The sequence below is a fragment of the Corynebacterium sp. USCH3 genome (genome assembly GCF_037619475.1).
Classification (GTDB): domain Bacteria; phylum Actinomycetota; class Actinomycetes; order Mycobacteriales; family Mycobacteriaceae; genus Corynebacterium.
In genome coordinates this window covers 543498-561559 of record NZ_JAQPZT010000002.1, presented here as the reverse complement: position 1 = coordinate 561559, position 18062 = coordinate 543498, and the positions used below count along the sequence as shown (strand labels likewise).

Below are 18062 nucleotides of genomic sequence, written 5' to 3'. Positions count from 1 at the left end.
GGTCGCATTCCTGCGACGTTGTCCACAGGCGGCGGGGAGGACGTTGACCGCGGGATGCGTCCGGCGCGACAATGTGGCCTACCGGGGGCACTGAGGTGGGGGACCACTCCGCCGGCCACCGGGCGACGCCCGACCGCAGAACGATCACGGGGCGCCGCGGATCCCGGGGAGATCCGGGGGGAGGAGTGTGCCGACGATGGCCACACAACAGATGTCCGTGACAATGACGGGGTTCGCCGCCACGCACCCCCAGCGTCACTCGACGGCGCCGAGACTCGTCACCTTCCGGATGGCGTCGACACCGAGCTGGAACGACAACGGTGAGTGGAAGGACTCCGGAACCCTGTTCATCGACGTCCAGTGCTGGGGCAGGCTCGGCGACCACGTGATGCAGAGCGTGGTCAAGGGGGCGCCGCTGGTCATTGTCGGGCGGATGACGTCCTACACCTACGTGCCCGACAACCCCCGTACGGGCAGGGACGGCCAGAACCTCTCCGAGACCATCTGGCGCCTGACCGCGACGAACGTCGGCCTGGACCTCAGCCACTCCACGTCCACGTGGTCTCTGCGCGACAAGAACAAGGAGAACAAGGAGAAAGACAGGGAGTCGCAGGACGCCTCGGCACCGGCACCCGTGGGCGACGGTGCCGACGCATCGTCCTTCGGCGGGTACTCCGCCGTTGCGGTCTCCACCGGTGACGGGGAAGGGAACGGGGACACTCCCGCTGACACCACCGACCCTGAACTCGCGACCGCCGGCGACTCGGCGCCGTTCTGATTCGGGGACCTCGTCGGGACCGGGCCCGGGAAACTCCCGGAAGCTCCCGGAAAGTTCTCCGGGGGGGTTCGAGGGGGAAGAACTACGGATGATCTGGACGACGGCTGAACTTCTGGACGGGCAGACGGAGAATCAGTTGCGTGCCGCGGTGCGGGACGGACGGCTGTACTCGGTCATGCGCGGGGTGTACAGCGACGAAGAGCCCGACGACCTCCTCACCCTCACAGTTCTCCATGACGTCCGGGGCGTGGTGTTCACCGGTCGTACCGCCATGAGTCTCTACCTCGGTGAACCCGTGGCATGGCCGGCCCAGGCCCGGCACCGGAGCTCGGCACGGCGGACTCGGCACGCCGTTATCCGGACCGGGGTCCCGACGCGGTTGCGGGAGGGCAGCGGGCTGACCATCGTCACACCGCTCCAGGCGGCGGTGGACGCGGACATGCCCGACGAGGACCTCCGTGCGTTTCTCGCCGAGGCATACCGCGGGATCGGTGCGCAGAGCGTCCTGGAGCAGGATCTCGTCGCGCTGGTGTCGGGAAGAGCGAAGGCCCGGAAGCTACTCCGGAGCACGCCCGTCGGTGCAGCCAGCCTGCTGGAGAGACGAGCATTCGCGATCATCCGTGACGCACTCGCTGATCTCCCGGTCACCGTCCAGGTTAATCGGATGGTCGGTAACTACTGCTATGACCTAGTGATACCTGAGGCCAGGGTGGTCGTGGAGATCGACAGCTACATGTTCCACGCCGACGGCGGGGCGGGGACCACCGTAGGGAGTTTCGTCAAGGACGCATGGAAAGGAAACGAGGCCACACACCTGGGCTGGATCCTGCAGAGGTACACGAATTACTGCGTCAATGAGGCGCCTGACGAGATAGCCCGTGATATCCGGCGGGCGGTCGTCTCACGGATGAGCAGGCAGGGCGTGGAGTTCCCCGAACCGCAGGACGATCCGATCTGGCTCCGGCACCCGGCGGCACGACGGTGAGTTGTCAGCGGGAGGCCGGGGGAGAGGGGGAGTCGGGGGAACGGTTTCCGAGCATGGATGCGCTGAGTTACCCGACTCAGCGCATCCATGCCCGGAAACCGTCCGGTGAGACGGAGCGGACCTGTGCCGGGCGGGGAGCGCAGCTTCGGGTAACCACCACGTGGTGGGGTAGGCTCGTCAACCGTATACGACAGGGCTGGATGCACCAGGTGCACGCAGCCGCGCCAGACGGAGGGAACACATTGGCCGAGTTCATCTACACGATGAGGAACGTACGCAAGGCTCACGGCGAGAAGGTTGTCCTGGACAACGTCACCATGAGCTTCTACCCGGGTGCGAAGATCGGTGTCGTCGGACCGAACGGTGCCGGCAAGTCCTCGCTCCTGAAGATCATGGCTGGCATCGACCAGCCGTCCAACGGTGACGCCTTCCTCGACCCCGGCGCCACCGTCGGAATCCTGCTGCAGGAGCCGCCGCTGAACGAGGAGAAGACCGTCCGCGGCAACGTGGAAGAGGGACTCGGCGAGATCTTCGAGGTCAAGACCCGGTATGAGGCCATCGCCGAGGAGATGGCCACGAACTACACCGATGAGCTCATGGAGGAGATGACTGAACTCCAGGAGAAGATCGACGCCGCCGACGCCTGGGAGCTCGACTCCAAGATCGAGCAGGCGATGGACGCCCTGCGCTGCCCGCCGCCGGAGGAGATGGTGACGCACCTGTCCGGTGGTGAGCGCCGCCGCGTGGCCATGGCCAAGCTGCTGCTCAGCGAGCCGGACCTGCTGCTGCTCGATGAGCCGACCAACCACCTGGACGCGGAGAGCGTCCTGTGGCTGGAGAGCCACCTGGCGAACTACAAGGGTGCTGTCCTGGCGGTCACCCACGACCGCTACTTCCTCGACCACGTCGCCGAGTGGATCTGTGAGGTCGACCGCGGCAAGCTCTTCCCCTACGAGGGCAACTACTCGACCTACCTGGAGACCAAGGCGGAGCGCCTCGAGGTCGCCGGGAAGAAGGACCAGAAGCTGCAGAAGCGGCTCAAGGAGGAGCTCGCCTGGGTCCGTTCCGGAGCCAAGGCACGTCAGGCCAAGAACAAGGCCCGTCTGCAGCGGTACGACGAGATGGTCGAGGAGGCCGAGCAGTACAAGAAGCTCGACTTCGAGGAGATCCAGATCCCGACGCCGCCGCGTCTGGGCAACCAGGTCGTCGACGTGAAGAACCTCACCAAGGGGTTCGACGGACGCACCCTGATCAAGGACCTGTCGTTCACCCTGCCGCGCAACGGCATCGTCGGCGTGATCGGCCCGAACGGTGTCGGTAAGTCGACGCTGTTCAAGACCATCGTCGGTCTCGAGGAGCCGGACGACGGCGAGGTCGTCGTCGGTAAGACGGTGCAGCTCAGCTACGTCGACCAGAACCGCGAGAACATCGACCCGGAGAAGACGGTCTGGCAGATCGTCTCGGACGGCCTGGACTACATCATCGTCGGACAGAACGAGATGCCGTCACGTGCGTACCTCTCCGCCTTCGGATTCAAGGGCGGCGACCAGCAGAAGCCGGCGAAGGTGCTCTCCGGTGGTGAGCGCAACCGTCTGAACCTCGCGCTGACCCTGAAGCTCGGCGGCAACCTGATCCTGTTGGATGAGCCGACCAACGACCTCGACGTCGAGACCCTCAGCTCCCTGGAGAACGCACTGCAGAAGTTCCCGGGCTGTGCCGTGGTCATCTCGCACGACCGCTGGTTCCTGGACCGGACCTGTACCCACATCCTCGCCTGGGAGGGCAACGTCGCCGAAGGCCAGTGGTTCTGGTTCGAGGGCAACTTCGAGGACTACGAGAAGAACAAGGTCGAGCGGCTCGGGGCGGACGCCGCACGTCCTACCCGGGTAACACATCGTCGGCTTTCCCGATAGAATCCTCTACGAGACAAAACAGGACTACTGCGGCGTAGCCGTCCAGGCAGGGCCTCAGCGTCACACGCTGGGGTCCTTGGCCTGTGTAAGGAGAGACTTCGATGCCTTTTGTTGACCACGAGGCCACCGGTACCCGCTACCACAGCACACGGGTGAACCTCCGCTGGTCGGACTTCGACCAGTTCCAGCACGTCAACAATGCGGCGTACCTGGAGTTCTCGCAGGACGCACGGATCGACTTCGTGCGCGACGTCGTCACCGAGATCGACATGGCGGTGCCGGCCTTCGTCGTGCGGTGGGCCTCGGTGGACTACCAGAAGTCGGTGTCGTCCAGCGAAGTCGCCGTGGTGGTGGAGTCGTTCATTTACCAGGTGGGCGTGAAGTCCTTCAAGATGCGTCAGTACATCAGGAACGGGCAGCACCGCCTGGTCGCTGTCGTGGATACCGTCAACGTCGGTGTCGATCCGATCTCGGGAAAGACCCGGGCATGGTCGGAGAGCGACATCGAGGTGATCGACAAGTTCCTCATCCCGCTCGACGACGACGAAGCCGCGGAGGACGGGGCCTCCGGGAACAACACGGTCGTCGGGGGGCGGCGCCGCTAGCGTCCGTCATGGCCGGCGTTACCCTGGGAGCCATGATGTTCACCCTGCCGGGAGCCGGCCCTGCCGAAGAACTGTCGCTGACCTTCACCACCTCGTCGCAGCCTGCGGCGGTCCGGGCGTCCGCACTGCGCCGGACGGCTGCCGTGGCGACGCGGGCACTGCGGATGGACTCCGGGGCGATGGCCCGCGTCGTGCGGGTGGGGGAGGACATGGCGGACGTCATCTTCTCCACCCCCCTGGGGTGCATCGTCGCCGAGCGCATCCATGCCGTCCCGTCGGTCGACGACGCCGTCGTGCTGGCTGACCCGTTGCCGCGGCTGCTCTCCGGCGCAGCGGACGCACAGGACGCGCAGGGCACAGCCGAGGTGAGCCTCGGAGGGGTGGTCTCGTTGCTGTGGACCGGGACGGCGCCACCGTCGGGCGGTTACACGGTGGTCGACACTGTCCCGGCGGCGGACGTGAGGGCGTTGTTCGCCGGGATGCAGCGGGAGGCAGACGAACACTCCGGGCCCGCGGGGCTTCCCCCGTCCCTGCTGGACCAGACCCTGCTGGAGCTGACCGGCACGTCCGCCGCCGGAACGGTCGAGATCACCGGGCGGGTCGTCGCCGCGCTCGGTGCGCTCGGCCTGGTGGTGGAGCCGAGGCGGGAGGAGTTGCGTGCCCACGACCTGATCAGGGTGAGCACGACCGGTTCGTGGATCCGGATCGACGCACTGTTCGGCACCGCCTACGTCCCGCGGCCCGGTGGTCTGGCACGCATCCCGTCACCGAACTAGCAGCGGCACCGCGGCAGGGACTAGAACCTGTTGACCAGCATGTCGGCGACGCGGATCATGTGGTCCCACATCGCCTGGCGGGGAGCCTCGGGGAGATCGTCCTCGCTGACGGTCTCCAGTGCGTTGCCCATCAGGACGAGCCACCGGTCACGCGCGTCAGGATTGATGGGGAAGTGCATGTGCCGCATCCGCAGGCGGGGGTGGCCGCGTTGTTCGTTGAAGGTCTGTGGGCCGCCCCAGTACTGCACCAGGAACCAGCGCAGTCGGTCCTCGGCGCCGGCGAGGTCGTCGGCGGGGTACATCGGGCCGAGGATGTCGTCGTCGGGGACCTGGCGGTAGAACTCGTGGACGATGCGGCGGAAGATGTCCTCGCCGCCGACAGCGTCGTAGAAGCTCTGCGGTTGAGTCATCAGCGGGCGTCGAACTTCCTGGCCGTTGCGGCGCGGTCGGCACGCGACAGGCCCTCGGACAGGACGCGACGCAGGCCGGCGGGTGTGGACTCGTCGGCGGCGGTGGTGCGCAGGTCGTCGGCGACGTCTTCGTAGCCGGCCCAGGACGGGAACAGTCCGTCGAGGGTGCGCAGCGCCATCTCCGAGGAGAGTTCCTCCCACATGTCCACCGCGCGCTGCACGTACTCCGGTCCGAACGGGGTGAGCAGTTTGTCCTGGCCGACGTGGGTCAGTCCGGCGATCATGTAGCGCAGCTCCAGGTTGCCGAGGTCCCGGCCGTCCAGCGTGATGGTGTTCCAGGCGGTGCGTTTGACCTCGAAGTCCGGTCGTGCGGTACGGGCCTTGACGGCGTTCATGCGCCCCGAGGAGGACCGGTCGGCCTGCTCCTCGGCGGTGATCAGGGCCTCGGCCTCGTCGTCGGAGAGTACGTCGACCGCGCCGACGAGGGCGGTGAGAAGCCGCCAGCGCAGATCCTGGTCCACGGTGAATCCGGGCAGGAGTTCCCCGGCGTCGGTGTCACCGATGCCCAGCAGGCCACGGATCCAGACGGTGGAGTCGGCGTCCTGCGCGGCGTTGGCGTAGGCGCGGACGAACGCGAGCCGGGCCTGGCCGTCGGTGCGCTCGGCACCGGCGCGCAGGCCGTCGAGCAGCAGGGCCCGTCCCTCGCGACGCCACGCCGGGGCGCTGTAGTTCTCCACGGCACCGACGGCCTGCGCGAGGATCTGCTCGAGTACGCCGAGCTGGGTCTCTGCCCAGGCACCGCGGACGACGAGAGCGACGAAGTCGCGGGCACGCATCTGCGCGTTGCGGGTCATCTGCCAGGCCGCGGACCAGATCAGCGAGCGCGCCATCGGGTCGGTGATGCCGGCGATGTTCTCGACGGCTGTGGTCAGCGACGTGTCGTCGAGGGCGATGAACCCGTAGGCCAGGTCGTCGTCGTTGACGAGGACGAGGTCAGCCTTCTTCTCTCCCACCAGGTCGGGGACGTCGGTGGATGCTCCTTCCACGTCGGTCTCGACACGGCGGCGCAGGACGACGGAACCGTCCCGGATGTCGTACAGGCCGACGGCGAGACGGTGGGTGCGTGTCTCGCCGTCGCCCGGGGCGGCCCCGGACTGGGCGACGGCGAAGGAGGTGTAGGCACCGTCCTTCACCTGGGTCTCGGCACTGAGGGTGTTGATGCCGGTGGTCTTGAGCCACTGGTCTGCCCAGTCGGACAGGTCGCGTCCCGAGGCCTTCTCCAGCGCGCCGAGCAGGTCGTCGAAGGTCGCGTTGCCCCAGGCATGGTTGACGAAATGCGCCCGGATGCCGGCGAAGAAGGGCTCCAGACCGACGTAGGCGGCGAGCTGCTTGAGCAGCGACGCACCCTTGGCGTAGGTGATGCCGTCGAAGTTGGCGTCGACCTCGACCAGGTCGTTGGCGCCGGAGAACACCGGGTGGGTGGACGGCAGCTGGTCCTGCGCGTAGGCCCAGGACTTCTCCTTGTTGGCGAAGGTCACCCAGGCGGTGTCGTACTCGGTGGCGTGGGTCTGTGCCATCGCCGAGGACCAGGTGGCGAAGGACTCGTTGAGCCACAGGTCGTCCCACCAGCGCATCGTGACCAGGTCGCCGAACCACATGTGGGCCAACTCGTGCAGGATGGTGTCCGCGCGCCGCTCGTACTCGTAGTGGCTGGCCGCCGAGCGGAAGACGTACTCGTCACGGATGGTCACGCAGCCGGCGTTCTCCATCGCGCCCATGTTGTACTCGGGGCAGAAGATCTGGTCGTACTTGTGGAACGGGTAGGCCACGCCGAAGTTCTCGGCGTAGTAGTCGAAACCTCGCTTGGTGACGTCGAACAGGACGTCGGCGTCGAGGTACTCCGCCAGGGACTGGCGGACGTAGAGGCCCAGCGGGACGGTGATCTCGCCCTCCGGCACCAGGCGGGTGTCGGTGACTCCCTCGGCCTCGGCGGTGGGGGTCAGCGACCCGGTCCACGAGTCGGTGACGTGGTGCCAGGGACCGACGCAGAACGCGATGAGGTAGGTCGACAGCTGGTAGTCGACGACGGCGCGGTGCGTCGTCTCACCGGTCTTCTCACCACCGGTGGTCGTGGTGGACACCGTGTTGTTCGTGACCACGGTCCAGTTGGTGGGGGTGTGGACGGCGACCTCGTAGGTGGCCTTGATGTCCGGCTGGTCGAAGCAGGCGAAGACGCGTTTGGCGTCCGCCGCCTCGAACTGGGTGTACATGTACACCTGGTTGTCGGCCGGGTCCTGGAACCGGTGCAGTCCCTCGCCGGTGGTGGAGTAGAGCGACTCCGCCACGATCGTCAGCTCGTGACGCCCCGGGGTGAGGTCGTCGAGCTGCAGCCCGCGGGACTCGTCGTAGCGACCTTCACCGTCGCCGGGCAGGGCGAGCGGGAGGATGTCACCGCCGTCCAGCTCGACCGTGGAGATCTCCTCGGCGCGCAGGTCGATGAACGTGGACCCGGCCTTCGTGACGGTGAAGGTCACGGTGGTCACCGACGAGAACGTCCGGTGGTCCAGGTTGCCGCCCTCGGTGAGGTCGAGGTCGATGGCGTAGTGGACGTCGGTGATCAGGCCCGACCGTGCGGCCGCCTCGGATCGGGTGAGATTGGTTGAACTCATAGGGAACCACGATAGTCGGGACGGACCGTCCTGTCCGGACATGGGTGGTCCCAGAGGCGGCTCACGGGCGGCTCACAGGCGGCTCAGGTGCGCGTACCCTCGGGTGTCGAATCACTGAATGTACGTCAGAAGGAGCAGTTTCATGAGCACGAGCACCACACCGGTCACCCTGTACTTCGACGCGACGTGCCCGTTCGCCTGGGTCACGAGTCGGTGGATCAAGGAGGTCGAGGCCGTCCGGGACATCGAGGTGACGTTCGCGCCGATGAGTCTGGCGGTGTTGAACGAGGGCAGGGACATCCCGCAGGAGTACGCCGAGGCGATGACCGCCGCCTGGGGGCCGGCTCTCGTCGCGGCCGCCGTCTACACGAAGGAGCCGGAGAAGGTCGACGCGCTCTACACTGCGCTGGGCACGAGGATCCACGACCAGGGCCAGGGCGGACGCAAGGGGGAGGGCGCCTACGACGACCTCATCGCCGAGGTGCTGGAGGAGGTCGGCCTCTCCGCAGACTACGCTGATGCCGCGCATTCACGCGGGGACGACGCGGACGCCTGGGAGCCGACGCTCCGCAGCTACCAGTCGACGGCGATCGCCAAGGTCGGTGACGACGTGGGGACGCCGGTGGTGGAGTTGGGTGGACACGCCTTCTTCGGTCCGGTGCTGACCCGTGTGCCGCGCTCGGAGGAGGCAGGCAAGATTTTCGACGCCGCAGTGACTCTGGGCAGCTACGACCACTTTTTCGAGCTCAAGCGGACGAGGACGGAAGACCCCAGCGCGGAGTAGGTGCCCTGAAAGGGGTTTACTGTTCTGCTGCTCCTCTACCCCCGGGGGTAACGCAGGTTCATCATTGTGGTCCGGTCAGTGTTCCCTGAGGATACAATTTTCCGTATCGGCAGGTCAGGGAATGCTGTGGCGTTGTCTGGTGTCGAATCACTCTCCAGTTCCTTAATCACCACACGTACAAGGGGTATGTAGATCATGGGTTCACTTGAAGGTATCGCGGGCATCACAGACATTCTCGGCGACCTGCTTAACATCTTCGTCGGTCTGCTCAAGGGCGACCTGACTGTGCTCAGCACGGAAGGCTCGCTGGAGGGGATCTTCGACGGCAGTAGTGAATGGGACCTGACCGGGTCGATCGAGTCGGTCACTGGATCGTTGTCGAACGACGGGGCCGAGGGGTAAGCGGTAGAATGGGCGCCATCATAGAGCTGTTGCCGCTGCTGGGGGAGTTGAAGGAGATTCTTGCCGGCGTTCTGGGCGGAGATTTCGACATGCTGAGTACCGAAGGGTCTCTGGCGGGCGACGGTTCTGCCGCTGACGCCGGCGGAAGTCTCGTGGGTTCGCTGGTCGGGTCGCTGGGAGGCGAAGAGTTGGTTGACTTGATTCCCGGGACAATCGGCGAAGCCATCGGCTCCATCGCCGGGAACTAGGTTCGTCCTGAACGGCCCTGCGGGGTCGGCGTCCGCACCGGGCGTCGACCCCGCAGCTGCATTCAGGGGGGGAAACTTCAGCACAATCAACTGCAGGGTCCCGGCGTCCGATAAACTCAGGGTCATGCGTATCTACCTCGGTGCTGACCATGCCGGATTCGAGATGAAGAATGTCATCGCGGACCACCTCAAGGAGAAGGGGCACACCGTCGTCGACTGTGGCGCCCACACCTTCGACCCGGAGGACGACTATCCCGCCTTCTGTATCGAAGCCGCCCGCAAGACCGTCGACGACGAGGGCTCCCTCGGTATCGTCCTCGGGGGGTCAGGCAATGGTGAGCAGATCGCCGCGAACAAGGTCGTCGGTGCCCGCTGCGCCCTCGCCTGGTCTGTGGAGACCGCCAAGCTCGCCCGTGAGCACAACAACGCCCAGCTGATCGGCATCGGCGGGCGCATGCACTCGGAGCCGGAGATCCTGGAGATCGTCGACGCGTTCATCGCCGAGCCGTGGTCGGGTGTCGACCGCCACCAGCGCCGGATCGAGATCCTCGACACCTACGAGCAGACCGGCCAGACGCCGGAAATCCCCGACGCGAAGTAGGGGGCGTCAGTCTCCGGTACCGTCCGCCGACCGACGGTTTCGGGACGTGTGCCATTCCTTGACTTCCTGGGCGTCCCACAGGGTCAGCCCATGATGTTTCGCGACCGGCTTCGGGGCCCGGTCCCGTCCTGCGTAGCTGGTGAAGGTTCCGCGGGACGTGCCGGCGTAGTCCGCGCATTCAGTCGCGGTCCACAGTTCGCGGCCGCTGTCGGCGTCGACGATGGTGGGCTTCATGAGAACTCACGCTACGTTTCTTCCCTCGGGGAAGTAGTTTTATGGCTGAGAATCATGCGGCGGTGCGGTAAAACCGCTGATCGACTCAGTCCCGACACGGGGGTGGAGGGCACGACGGGGGTAAGGGCAGGCCAAATTTATACTTATCTATGGATTAGCTTTGCCTGTCCGGTGAGGGGTGACCAAGCTCTCTGTGCAGCGTTCCCGCTGTCGGCATAACCTCGGAGGGGTCCTTGTCAGCGAAACCCTCATACTCAGGAGGAGCCACATGGCTCGAAACTATGCCGAACAGCTCGTCGCGGCCCTGGAAGCGCAGGGAGTACGGCGGATCTTCGGTCTCGTCGGCGACAGTCTGAACCCGGTGGTCGACGCGGTCAAGCGGAGCAGTATCGAATGGTTCCACGTCCGTAACGAGGAGGCGGCGGCGTTCGCTGCGGGAGCGGAATCGCAGGTCACCGGACGGCTCGCCGTCTGCGCCGGCTCCTGTGGGCCGGGAAACACGCACCTGGTCCAGGGGTTGTACGACTCCCACCGCAACGGAGCCAAGGTGCTGGCCATCGCCAGCCACATCCCGTCCCAGTTCATCGGTTCCCACTACTTCCAGGAGACCCATCCGGAAGCGCTCTTCGCCGAGTGCTCGGGGTACTGCGAGATGGTGAACTCGGCGGCGCAGGGGGCCACGATCCTGCACCACGCAATCCAGTCCACCATGGCGGGCAACGGTGTGTCCGTGCTGGTCATCCCTGGGGACATCGCCAGTGATGACGCCGTGGACTCGCCCCAGCTCGACTCGGCCATCGCCGCGGAGCGTCCCGTCGTGCATCCGGCGCAGTCCGAGCTCGAGAGCCTGGCAGAGGCGGTCAACACGGCCTCGAAGATCACCATCTTCGGTGGTGCAGGGTGCCGCGACGCCCGCGAGGAGGTCTTCGCCCTCGCTGAGAAGGTCAAGGCCCCGGTCGGTCACGCCTACGGAGGCAAGGAGTTCCTCCACTACGACAACCCCTACGACGTCGGCATGTCCGGACTGCTCGGGTACGGCGCCTGCTCTGAAGCCTTCGACGAGGCGGACCTGCTGATCCTGCTCGGTACCGACTTTCCGTACTCGGAGTTCCTCCCGCGCGACACCGTCACCGCCCAGGTCGACATCAAGGGCGCCAACATCGGGCGACGTACTACGGTGACCCATCCGGTCACCGGTGACGTCGCGGCGACGATCACCGACCTGCTGCCGTTGATCGAGGAGAAGACGGACGCGTCCTTCCTCGAGTCGATGCTCAAGGCGCAGGAGAAGAACCTGCGTCATGTCGTCGACGCCTACACGAAGAACATCGAACACCACACGCCGATCCACCCGGAGTACGTCTCCTACGTCCTCGACGACCTGGCGGACGACGATGCCGTCTTCACCGCCGACACCGGGATGTGCAACGTCTGGCACGCGCGCTACATCACACCGACGGCGGACCGCACGCTGCTGGCGTCCTTCCGCCACGGCACGATGGCCAATGCGCTGCCGCAGGCGATCGGAGCGGCCGAAGCTGTCGAGGGCAACCGTCAGGTGATCGCCATGTGCGGTGACGGTGGTCTCGGCATGCTGATGGGGGAGCTGCTGACGATGAAGCTGCACCAGGTACCGGTGAAGGCGGTCGTCTACAACAACTCGACGCTCGGCATGGTCAAGCTCGAGATGCTCGTCGCCGGCATGCCCGACTTCGGCACCGACCACGAGAAGGTCAACTACGCCGACATCGCCGAGGCCTGCGGGATCAAGGCGTTCCGCATCGAGGACCCCACGGACGTGAAGCCGGTCCTCGCCGAGGCCCTGGCGTACGACGGTCCGGCCGTGATCGATGTCGTCACCGACCCGAACGCCCTCTCCATCCCGCCGGAGATCTCGCTGGAACAGGTCGCCGGGTTCGCCCGCGCGGCTACCCGGACCGTCCTCGAGGGTGGGGTGGGAAAGATGTTCACGATGGCGAAGTCGAACCTGCGCAACGTCCCGCGGCCGTCGGGGTTCAAGGGCCTGTAGGTCAACGCGTGCCCGGGGCAGGTGCCTCGCGTATGCGGGCGTACCCGATCCGGCGGACCGGTGGCAGGGTTCCGTCGGATCCGGTACGCCCGCATCGTCCGGTGGCGTACTCGCCCAGGACGACCACACAGGGCACCTCCACCGTCGGGGCCTGCAGTTTTTCCTGCGCCGCAGACGTGGTGTATCGTCGTTTTCGCACCAACGGGAATGTCGTATAGTGGCTAATACCTCAGCCTTCCAAGCTGAAGACGCGGGTTCGATTCCCGTCATTCCCTCCACAGTGAAGCCCCGACCAGGATGGTCGGGGCTTCACTCATGCCCGGGTACACGGCCGGACTGCTTACGGGACCCCGTTGTTGCCGGGTGTTCAGACCATCCCGTAACGTCGTGGCGAGCAGATCCTCCGGAGACGGCGGTTCTGCGGCCGGGATATGGCGCAGTTTGGTAGCGCACTCGCTTTGGGAGCGAGGGGTCGTGGGTTCAAATCCCGCTATCCCGACGGGTATGGACCGGATGCCGGTCAGACAGGGTGTGTGGCAGGACGGCAGTCCCGGGGCTCAGCGTGCTGGAGTTCAGCCGTGGAGTTCCCGGAGAGCCGACCCCCATGTCAACCGTCGTCGGCAACACGATAAAATCGACAGCGACCATCACCGGTGGCAGCCTCCGGCCGTCCTCACCCCACCCTGTGGTTCACCGTCAGGTGAACGTGCCGCAGGAGGGGTGGCGAGACCCGGAGGTGACGCGGACGGACGATCCCGTGGCTCCACCGGCCGCAAGTACACAGACCAAGAACACACAGGAGTGTGCATCCGTGAAGAGCTCCGTTGAACAGCTGAGCGCGACCCGCGCCAAGCTCACCGTCGAGGTTCCCTTCGAGGAACTGAAGCCTGAGTTCGACAATGCCTACAAGTCCCTCGCCCAGCAGGTCAGCCTGCCCGGTTTCCGTAAGGGCAAGGTTCCGGCGAAGATCCTCGAGGCCCGTCTGGGCCGCGGGTCGATCCTCAATGAGGTTCTCAACGAGATGCTGCCGAGCCGCTACAGCCAGGCCGTCGAAGAGCACGACGTCAAGGCTCTCGGCCAGCCCGAGATCGACATCGCCGAGCTCGAGGACAACGACCACGTCACCTTCACCGCCGAGGTGGACGTCCGCCCCGAGATCGAGGTCCCGGACTTCTCCGACCTCTCCGTCGAGGTCGACTCCCTCGAGGCGGACGACGAGGCCGTCGAGTCCGAGCTGACCAACCTGCGTGCCCGCTTCGGCACCCTGAAGCCGGTCGAGCGTGCCGTGCAGGACGGCGACTTCGTCTCCATCGACCTCACCGCCACCGTCGACGGCGAGACCGTCGACGAGGCCTCCTCCGAGGGCCTGTCCTACGAGGTCGGTACCGCCTCCCTCGTCGAGGGTCTCGACGAGGCACTGACGGGTCTGTCGGACGGCGAGTCCAAGGAGTTCACCACGACCCTGGTCGCCGGCGAGCACGCCGACAGCGAGGCTCAGGCGACCGTGACCGTGAAGTCGGTCAAGGAGCGCGAGCTTCCGGAGCTGGACGACGACTTCGCTCAGCTGGCGTCCGAGTTCGACACCCTCGACGAGCTCAAGGACTCCCTGAAGTCCCAGGTCGAGGAGCAGCTCAAGGGCCAGCAGGCCTCGGAGATCCGCGACAAGGTTCTCGAGGCAGCCCTCGGGAAGACCGAGGTCGCACTGCCGGAGTCTGTCGTCAAGGAGCAGGTCGACGGTCAGATCCAGCAGCTGGTCAGCCAGTTCGGTGGCGACGAGGCCGTCTTCGAGCAGATGCTCGCCGCTCAGGACATCAGCCGCGAGAAGTTCGAGGAGGACGCCCGCGAGGGCGCCGAGGACTCCGTGCGCACCCAGCTGTTCCTGGACGCCCTGGCCGACATCGAGAAGCCGGAGGTCTCCCAGCAGGAGCTGACCGACCACATCCTGTTCACCGCGCAGCGTTACGGCATGGACCCGAACCAGTTCGTCATGCAGCTGCAGCAGTCCGGCCAGATCGCGAACCTGTTCGCCGACGTGCGCCGTGGCAAGGCCCTGGCCATCAACATCTGCAAGGTCACGGTCACCGACGACAAGGGCACCTCCATCGACCCGAAGGACTTTTTCGGCGAGGAGGCGGACCTGAACGAGTCCGCTGACGCGACCGACGCCGACGCAGCCGTCGAGTCCTCCGGCGAGGAGAAGGCCGACAACTAGGTCGAGTCTGGTCAGGCCGACCGGCAGACAGCAGAACACCGCCGCGGCCCGGAACAACTGTCCGGGCCGCGGCGGTGTTCTGCTGTCTGCAGCCCGGGCACGCGTCGCTGCCCCGACACGGGTCACCGATTACGCCGACGCACCCGCATTGATCGTTGAAACGGCTGGTCATCGAGGTGTTCGTCGGCGCAGTGGCGTAATCGGCGGCAGCGGAGGAGGACCGGTCGCCCGTCCACCGTGCGCTGTCAGCGAACACGGCCCCAGGGAGGGGCGTGGGCGCACCCGGTTGACTAGTCTGGTGCACAGTCCAACACGTGAACTTGAGCGAGGAGCATAAGTGAGCACTAACGACATGTCTGCCGGTCAGGCTCTGCGCCAGGCGCAGATGGCCTCTACCGCGGGGATGAACCTCAACGACTCGGTGTTCGAGCGTCTGTTGCGCGAGCGCATCATCTTCCTGGGCACCCAGGTCGACGATGAGATCGCCAACAAGCTCTGCGCGCAGATCCTGCTGCTCAGCGCGGAGGATCCCGAGAAGGACATCTCGCTGTACATCAACTCGCCCGGTGGCTCCGTCACCGCGGGGATGGCGATCTTCGACACGATGCAGTTCGCACCCTGCGACGTCGCCACCTACGGTATGGGCCTGGCGGCGTCGATGGGGCAGTTCCTGCTGTCCGCCGGCACGAAGGGCAAGCGCTACGCGCTGCCGCACGCACGGATTATGATGCACCAGCCGTCGGCGGGCGTCGGAGGCACCGCCGCCGACATCGCCATCCAGGCGGAGCAGTTCGCACAGACCAAGCGTGAGATGGCCGAGCTGATCGCCGAGCACACCGGCCAGCCGCTGGAGCAGATCCAGAAGGATTCTGACCGCGACCGCTGGTTCACCGCTCAGCAGGCCCTCGAATACGGGTTCGTCGACCACGTGATCAGCTCGGCGAAGGAGCAGTAAGCAGAGATGGAAAGCAGCAACATGAACGGTTTCACCCACGCCAGCGAACTCACCGGTCAGGTTTCCGGGGCACAGATGCCCACCTCGCGGTACATCCTGCCGTCCTTCGTCGAGCACTCCTCCTTCGGCGCGAAGGAGTCCAACCCCTACAACAAGCTCTTCGAGGAGCGGATCATCTTCCTGGGCACCCAGGTCGACGACGCCTCGGCGAACGACATCATGGCGCAGCTCCTCGTCCTCGAGGGGCTCGACCCTGACCGCGACATCACGATGTACATCAACTCACCCGGTGGGTCGTTCACCGCCCTCATGGCGATTTACGACACGATGCAGTACGTGCGTCCCGACATCGTGACCGTGTGCCTGGGGCAGGCCGCCTCTGCGGCGGCCGTGCTGCTGGCCGCGGGGACGAAGGGCAAGCGTGCCGCGCTGCCGAACTCCCGCGTGCTGATCCACCAGCCGGCGACGCAGGGTACCCAGGGGCAGGTCTCGGACCTGCAGATCCAGGCGGACGAGATCGAGCGTATGCGTCGTCTCATGGAGACGACCCTGGCCCGTCACACCAACCGCACCGAGGAGCAGGTCCGCGCCGACACCGACCGCGACAAGTTCCTCACCGCCGAAGGTGCCAAGGACTACGGCATCATCGACCAGGTCTTCGAGTACCGTAAGCTCTCCGCCCAGAAGTAGGGGAGAAGTACCGAACACGACAGCCGCGCGGGTGGCCGGAGAAGATCCGGCCACCCGCGCGGCTGTCGTCATGGTCGGACGTCATGCTTCGACGTCGGGGTCGCAATGCTGCTGTCCATACGTGTTTCCTCGTACCCTTAGCCACCCCCCTGGGTGACCCCCGATAGAGAGGATCACGCAGGAAAACTGCAGCACAGAGACATGTCAGCGGGGAAAAGTAGTTCGCTGTGTGAACGGCTTGGCGCGTAGCGCACGGACGGTTACGGTGAGATCCACATCACGTTCCCGCAATCCCGCAGAAGGGGTCACGCCCATGGTTCCCATCAGTAACGTCACCGTCGACGGCAGCTTCGCACCGCTGCACTTCCCCGAGTACCGGACGACCGTGCTCCGTAACCCGAACAACGACCTGCTGATGGTGCCCGAGCGTCTCGGCGAGACCACCGGACCGGTGTTCGGCGACGGCGCGATCGGCGCCGAGGACAACGACATGACCAAAGCCAACGGTGGTGAGGCCATCGGACAGCGCATCTTCGTGCACGGTCGTGTCCTCGGTGCCGACGGCACGCCGATCCCGGACACCCTCGTCGAGGCATGGCAGGCGAATTCGGCGGGTCGCTACCGCCACAAGAACGACTCCTGGCCCGCACCCCTGGACCCGCACTTCAACGGCGTGGCCCGAACCCTGACCGACAAGAACGGCGTCTACAGCTTCTACACCGTCCAGCCCGGCTGCTACCCCTGGGGCAACCACACCAACGCCTGGCGTCCGGCGCACATCCACTTCTCCCTCTTCGGCCGACAGTTCGCCGAGCGGCTGGTCACGCAGATGTACTTCCCCGGCGACCCGATGTTCTTCCAGGACCCGATCTACAACTCCGTGCCGGAGGGCTCGCGCGAGCGCATGATCGCCGCCTTCGACTATGACGAGACCCGTGAGAACTTCGCCCTGGGCTTCAAGTTCGACATCGTGCTGCGCGGCCGCGACGCCACCCACTTCGAGTAGACGACAGCCTTTCCCGCCCGCCCATCCCGACAGGAGAAGACAGATGATCGACAGTGACCCGAAGGGCCAGTACCGCTACCCGGTGTCCGACATCAAGGACCAGGACGAGGCGCCGCAGGGCATCATGCCCTCGCAGACGGTCGGCCCGTACGTCCACATCGGGCTGACCACACCCGGGGCCGAGAACCTCGTCGACGAGGAGTCGATGTCGTTCGCCGCCGGTGACGTCGTCGACGTGACATTCTCGGTCACCGACGGTGCCGGTCACCGTGTCAAGGACGCGATGATCGAACTCTGGCAGGCCGACGGCCAGGGCATCTACCCCTCACCGCTCGACGAGCGCTCCGACGAGGGCTCGTTGAAGGGGTGGAACCCCCTGCTCGGCGCCGGTATCGGCCGCGGCATGGCCGACGACAACGGGGAGGTGACCTTCCGTACCCGACGGCCCGGAAGCACGCCGACCACGTCGGGGGCGTCCGGCACGACCGGTACGTCCGCCGCCGGAGGGGACACGGAGGCCCCGCACCTCAAGGTCGGTGTCTTCGCCCGCGGCATCCTGGAGCGGCTCTACACCCGCGCCTACTTCCCCGGCGACGAACTGGGAGACGATCTGGGCGCTGACCCGGTGCTCGCCGTCGTGCCGGAGGACCGCCGCGCCCGCCTGGTGCTGGCCGAGGACGGCGAGAACGCCTACCGCATGGACATCGTCCTGCAGCACGACGACGCCTCCGCCGAGACCCCTTTCTTCCGGGTCTGACACGGTGG

Annotated in this window: 18 protein-coding genes and 2 tRNA genes; 17 read left to right on the top strand and 3 right to left on the bottom strand. The window is 66.0% G+C overall.

What is annotated here, in order from left to right:
- Positions 1-196: 196 nt before the first annotated feature.
- The 5 genes from PQI66_RS05835 to PQI66_RS05815 all read left to right on the top strand — a co-directional run bounded on the left by PQI66_RS05835 (position 197) and on the right by PQI66_RS05815 (position 5057).
- The gene (locus PQI66_RS05835; protein WP_339996697.1) at positions 197-778 is read left to right on the top strand and encodes a single-stranded DNA-binding protein; all 582 of its coding nucleotides are present in this window, start codon (positions 197-199) and stop codon (positions 776-778) included.
- 88 nt (positions 779-866) lie between these two features.
- The gene (locus PQI66_RS05830; RefSeq protein ID WP_339996696.1) at positions 867-1763 is read left to right on the top strand and encodes a hypothetical protein; all 897 of its coding nucleotides are present in this window, start codon (positions 867-869) and stop codon (positions 1761-1763) included.
- 242 nt (positions 1764-2005) lie between these two features.
- On the top strand, positions 2006-3676 hold the full coding sequence (ettA, locus tag PQI66_RS05825) for an energy-dependent translational throttle protein EttA (RefSeq protein WP_339996695.1): 1671 nt from the start codon (positions 2006-2008) through the stop codon (positions 3674-3676).
- 101 nt (positions 3677-3777) lie between these two features.
- Positions 3778-4281 (top strand): acyl-CoA thioesterase, encoded by a 504-nt coding sequence (locus PQI66_RS05820; protein WP_339996694.1) that lies wholly within the window; start codon positions 3778-3780, stop codon positions 4279-4281.
- A 32-nt stretch (positions 4282-4313) separates the two neighbouring features.
- Complete coding sequence (locus tag PQI66_RS05815) at positions 4314-5057, top strand: hypothetical protein (protein ID WP_339996693.1); 744 nt, start codon at positions 4314-4316, stop codon at positions 5055-5057.
- A 20-nt stretch (positions 5058-5077) separates the two neighbouring features.
- On the opposite strand, the gene PQI66_RS05810 is transcribed toward PQI66_RS05815, so the two are convergent.
- Entirely contained in the window at positions 5078-5467 is a 390-nt protein-coding gene (locus PQI66_RS05810) for a globin (RefSeq protein ID WP_339996692.1), read from the bottom strand.
- Entirely contained in the window at positions 5467-8136 is a 2670-nt protein-coding gene (gene pepN, locus PQI66_RS05805; RefSeq protein WP_339996691.1) for an aminopeptidase N, read from the bottom strand. The genes PQI66_RS05810 and pepN overlap by 1 nt, the downstream gene beginning before the upstream one ends.
- Before the next feature lie 142 nt (positions 8137-8278).
- On the opposite strand from pepN, the gene PQI66_RS05800 reads away from it, so the two are divergent.
- The 4 genes from PQI66_RS05800 (at position 8279) to PQI66_RS05785 (ending at position 10171) form a co-directional block, all read left to right on the top strand.
- A complete protein-coding gene (locus PQI66_RS05800) occupies positions 8279-8920 on the top strand; it encodes a mycothiol-dependent nitroreductase Rv2466c family protein (RefSeq protein ID WP_339996690.1) in 642 nt (213 codons plus the stop codon).
- 195 nt (positions 8921-9115) lie between these two features.
- On the top strand, positions 9116-9322 hold the full coding sequence (locus tag PQI66_RS05795; RefSeq protein ID WP_339996689.1) for a hypothetical protein: 207 nt from the start codon (positions 9116-9118) through the stop codon (positions 9320-9322).
- 8 nt (positions 9323-9330) lie between these two features.
- On the top strand, positions 9331-9570 hold the full coding sequence (locus PQI66_RS05790; RefSeq protein WP_339996688.1) for a hypothetical protein: 240 nt from the start codon (positions 9331-9333) through the stop codon (positions 9568-9570).
- 124 nt (positions 9571-9694) lie between these two features.
- The gene (locus PQI66_RS05785) at positions 9695-10171 is read left to right on the top strand and encodes a ribose-5-phosphate isomerase (protein ID WP_339996687.1); all 477 of its coding nucleotides are present in this window, start codon (positions 9695-9697) and stop codon (positions 10169-10171) included.
- Between the two features lie 6 nt (positions 10172-10177).
- On the opposite strand, the gene PQI66_RS05780 is transcribed toward PQI66_RS05785, so the two are convergent.
- Complete coding sequence (locus PQI66_RS05780; protein ID WP_339996686.1) at positions 10178-10405, bottom strand: hypothetical protein; 228 nt, start codon at positions 10403-10405, stop codon at positions 10178-10180.
- A 268-nt stretch (positions 10406-10673) separates the two neighbouring features.
- Between PQI66_RS05780 and PQI66_RS05775 the strand changes: the two genes are divergently transcribed.
- The 8 genes from PQI66_RS05775 to pcaG all read left to right on the top strand — a co-directional run bounded on the left by PQI66_RS05775 (position 10674) and on the right by pcaG (position 18054).
- On the top strand, positions 10674-12434 hold the full coding sequence (locus PQI66_RS05775; protein WP_339996685.1) for a pyruvate dehydrogenase: 1761 nt from the start codon (positions 10674-10676) through the stop codon (positions 12432-12434).
- A 203-nt stretch (positions 12435-12637) separates the two neighbouring features.
- Positions 12638-12712, top strand: a tRNA-Gly gene (locus tag PQI66_RS05770).
- 147 nt (positions 12713-12859) lie between these two features.
- A tRNA-Pro gene (locus PQI66_RS05765) sits at positions 12860-12933 on the top strand.
- Positions 12934-13245: 312 nt separating this feature from the next.
- The gene (gene tig, locus PQI66_RS05760; RefSeq protein ID WP_339996683.1) at positions 13246-14646 is read left to right on the top strand and encodes a trigger factor; all 1401 of its coding nucleotides are present in this window, start codon (positions 13246-13248) and stop codon (positions 14644-14646) included.
- 352 nt (positions 14647-14998) lie between these two features.
- Positions 14999-15601 carry an ATP-dependent Clp protease proteolytic subunit gene (locus tag PQI66_RS05755; protein ID WP_339996823.1) on the top strand — a complete coding sequence of 201 codons (603 nt, stop codon included), beginning with the start codon at positions 14999-15001 and terminating at the stop codon, positions 15599-15601.
- Between the two features lie 21 nt (positions 15602-15622).
- Positions 15623-16291, top strand: coding sequence for an ATP-dependent Clp protease proteolytic subunit (locus PQI66_RS05750; protein WP_445228005.1), 669 nt, complete (start codon positions 15623-15625; stop codon positions 16289-16291).
- A gap of 313 nt (positions 16292-16604) precedes the next feature.
- Positions 16605-17297, top strand: coding sequence for a protocatechuate 3,4-dioxygenase subunit beta (gene pcaH / locus PQI66_RS05745; RefSeq protein WP_339996680.1), 693 nt, complete (start codon positions 16605-16607; stop codon positions 17295-17297).
- A 43-nt stretch (positions 17298-17340) separates the two neighbouring features.
- On the top strand, positions 17341-18054 hold the full coding sequence (gene pcaG, locus PQI66_RS05740; RefSeq protein ID WP_339996679.1) for a protocatechuate 3,4-dioxygenase subunit alpha: 714 nt from the start codon (positions 17341-17343) through the stop codon (positions 18052-18054).
- The last annotated feature ends 8 nt before the right edge of the window (positions 18055-18062 follow it).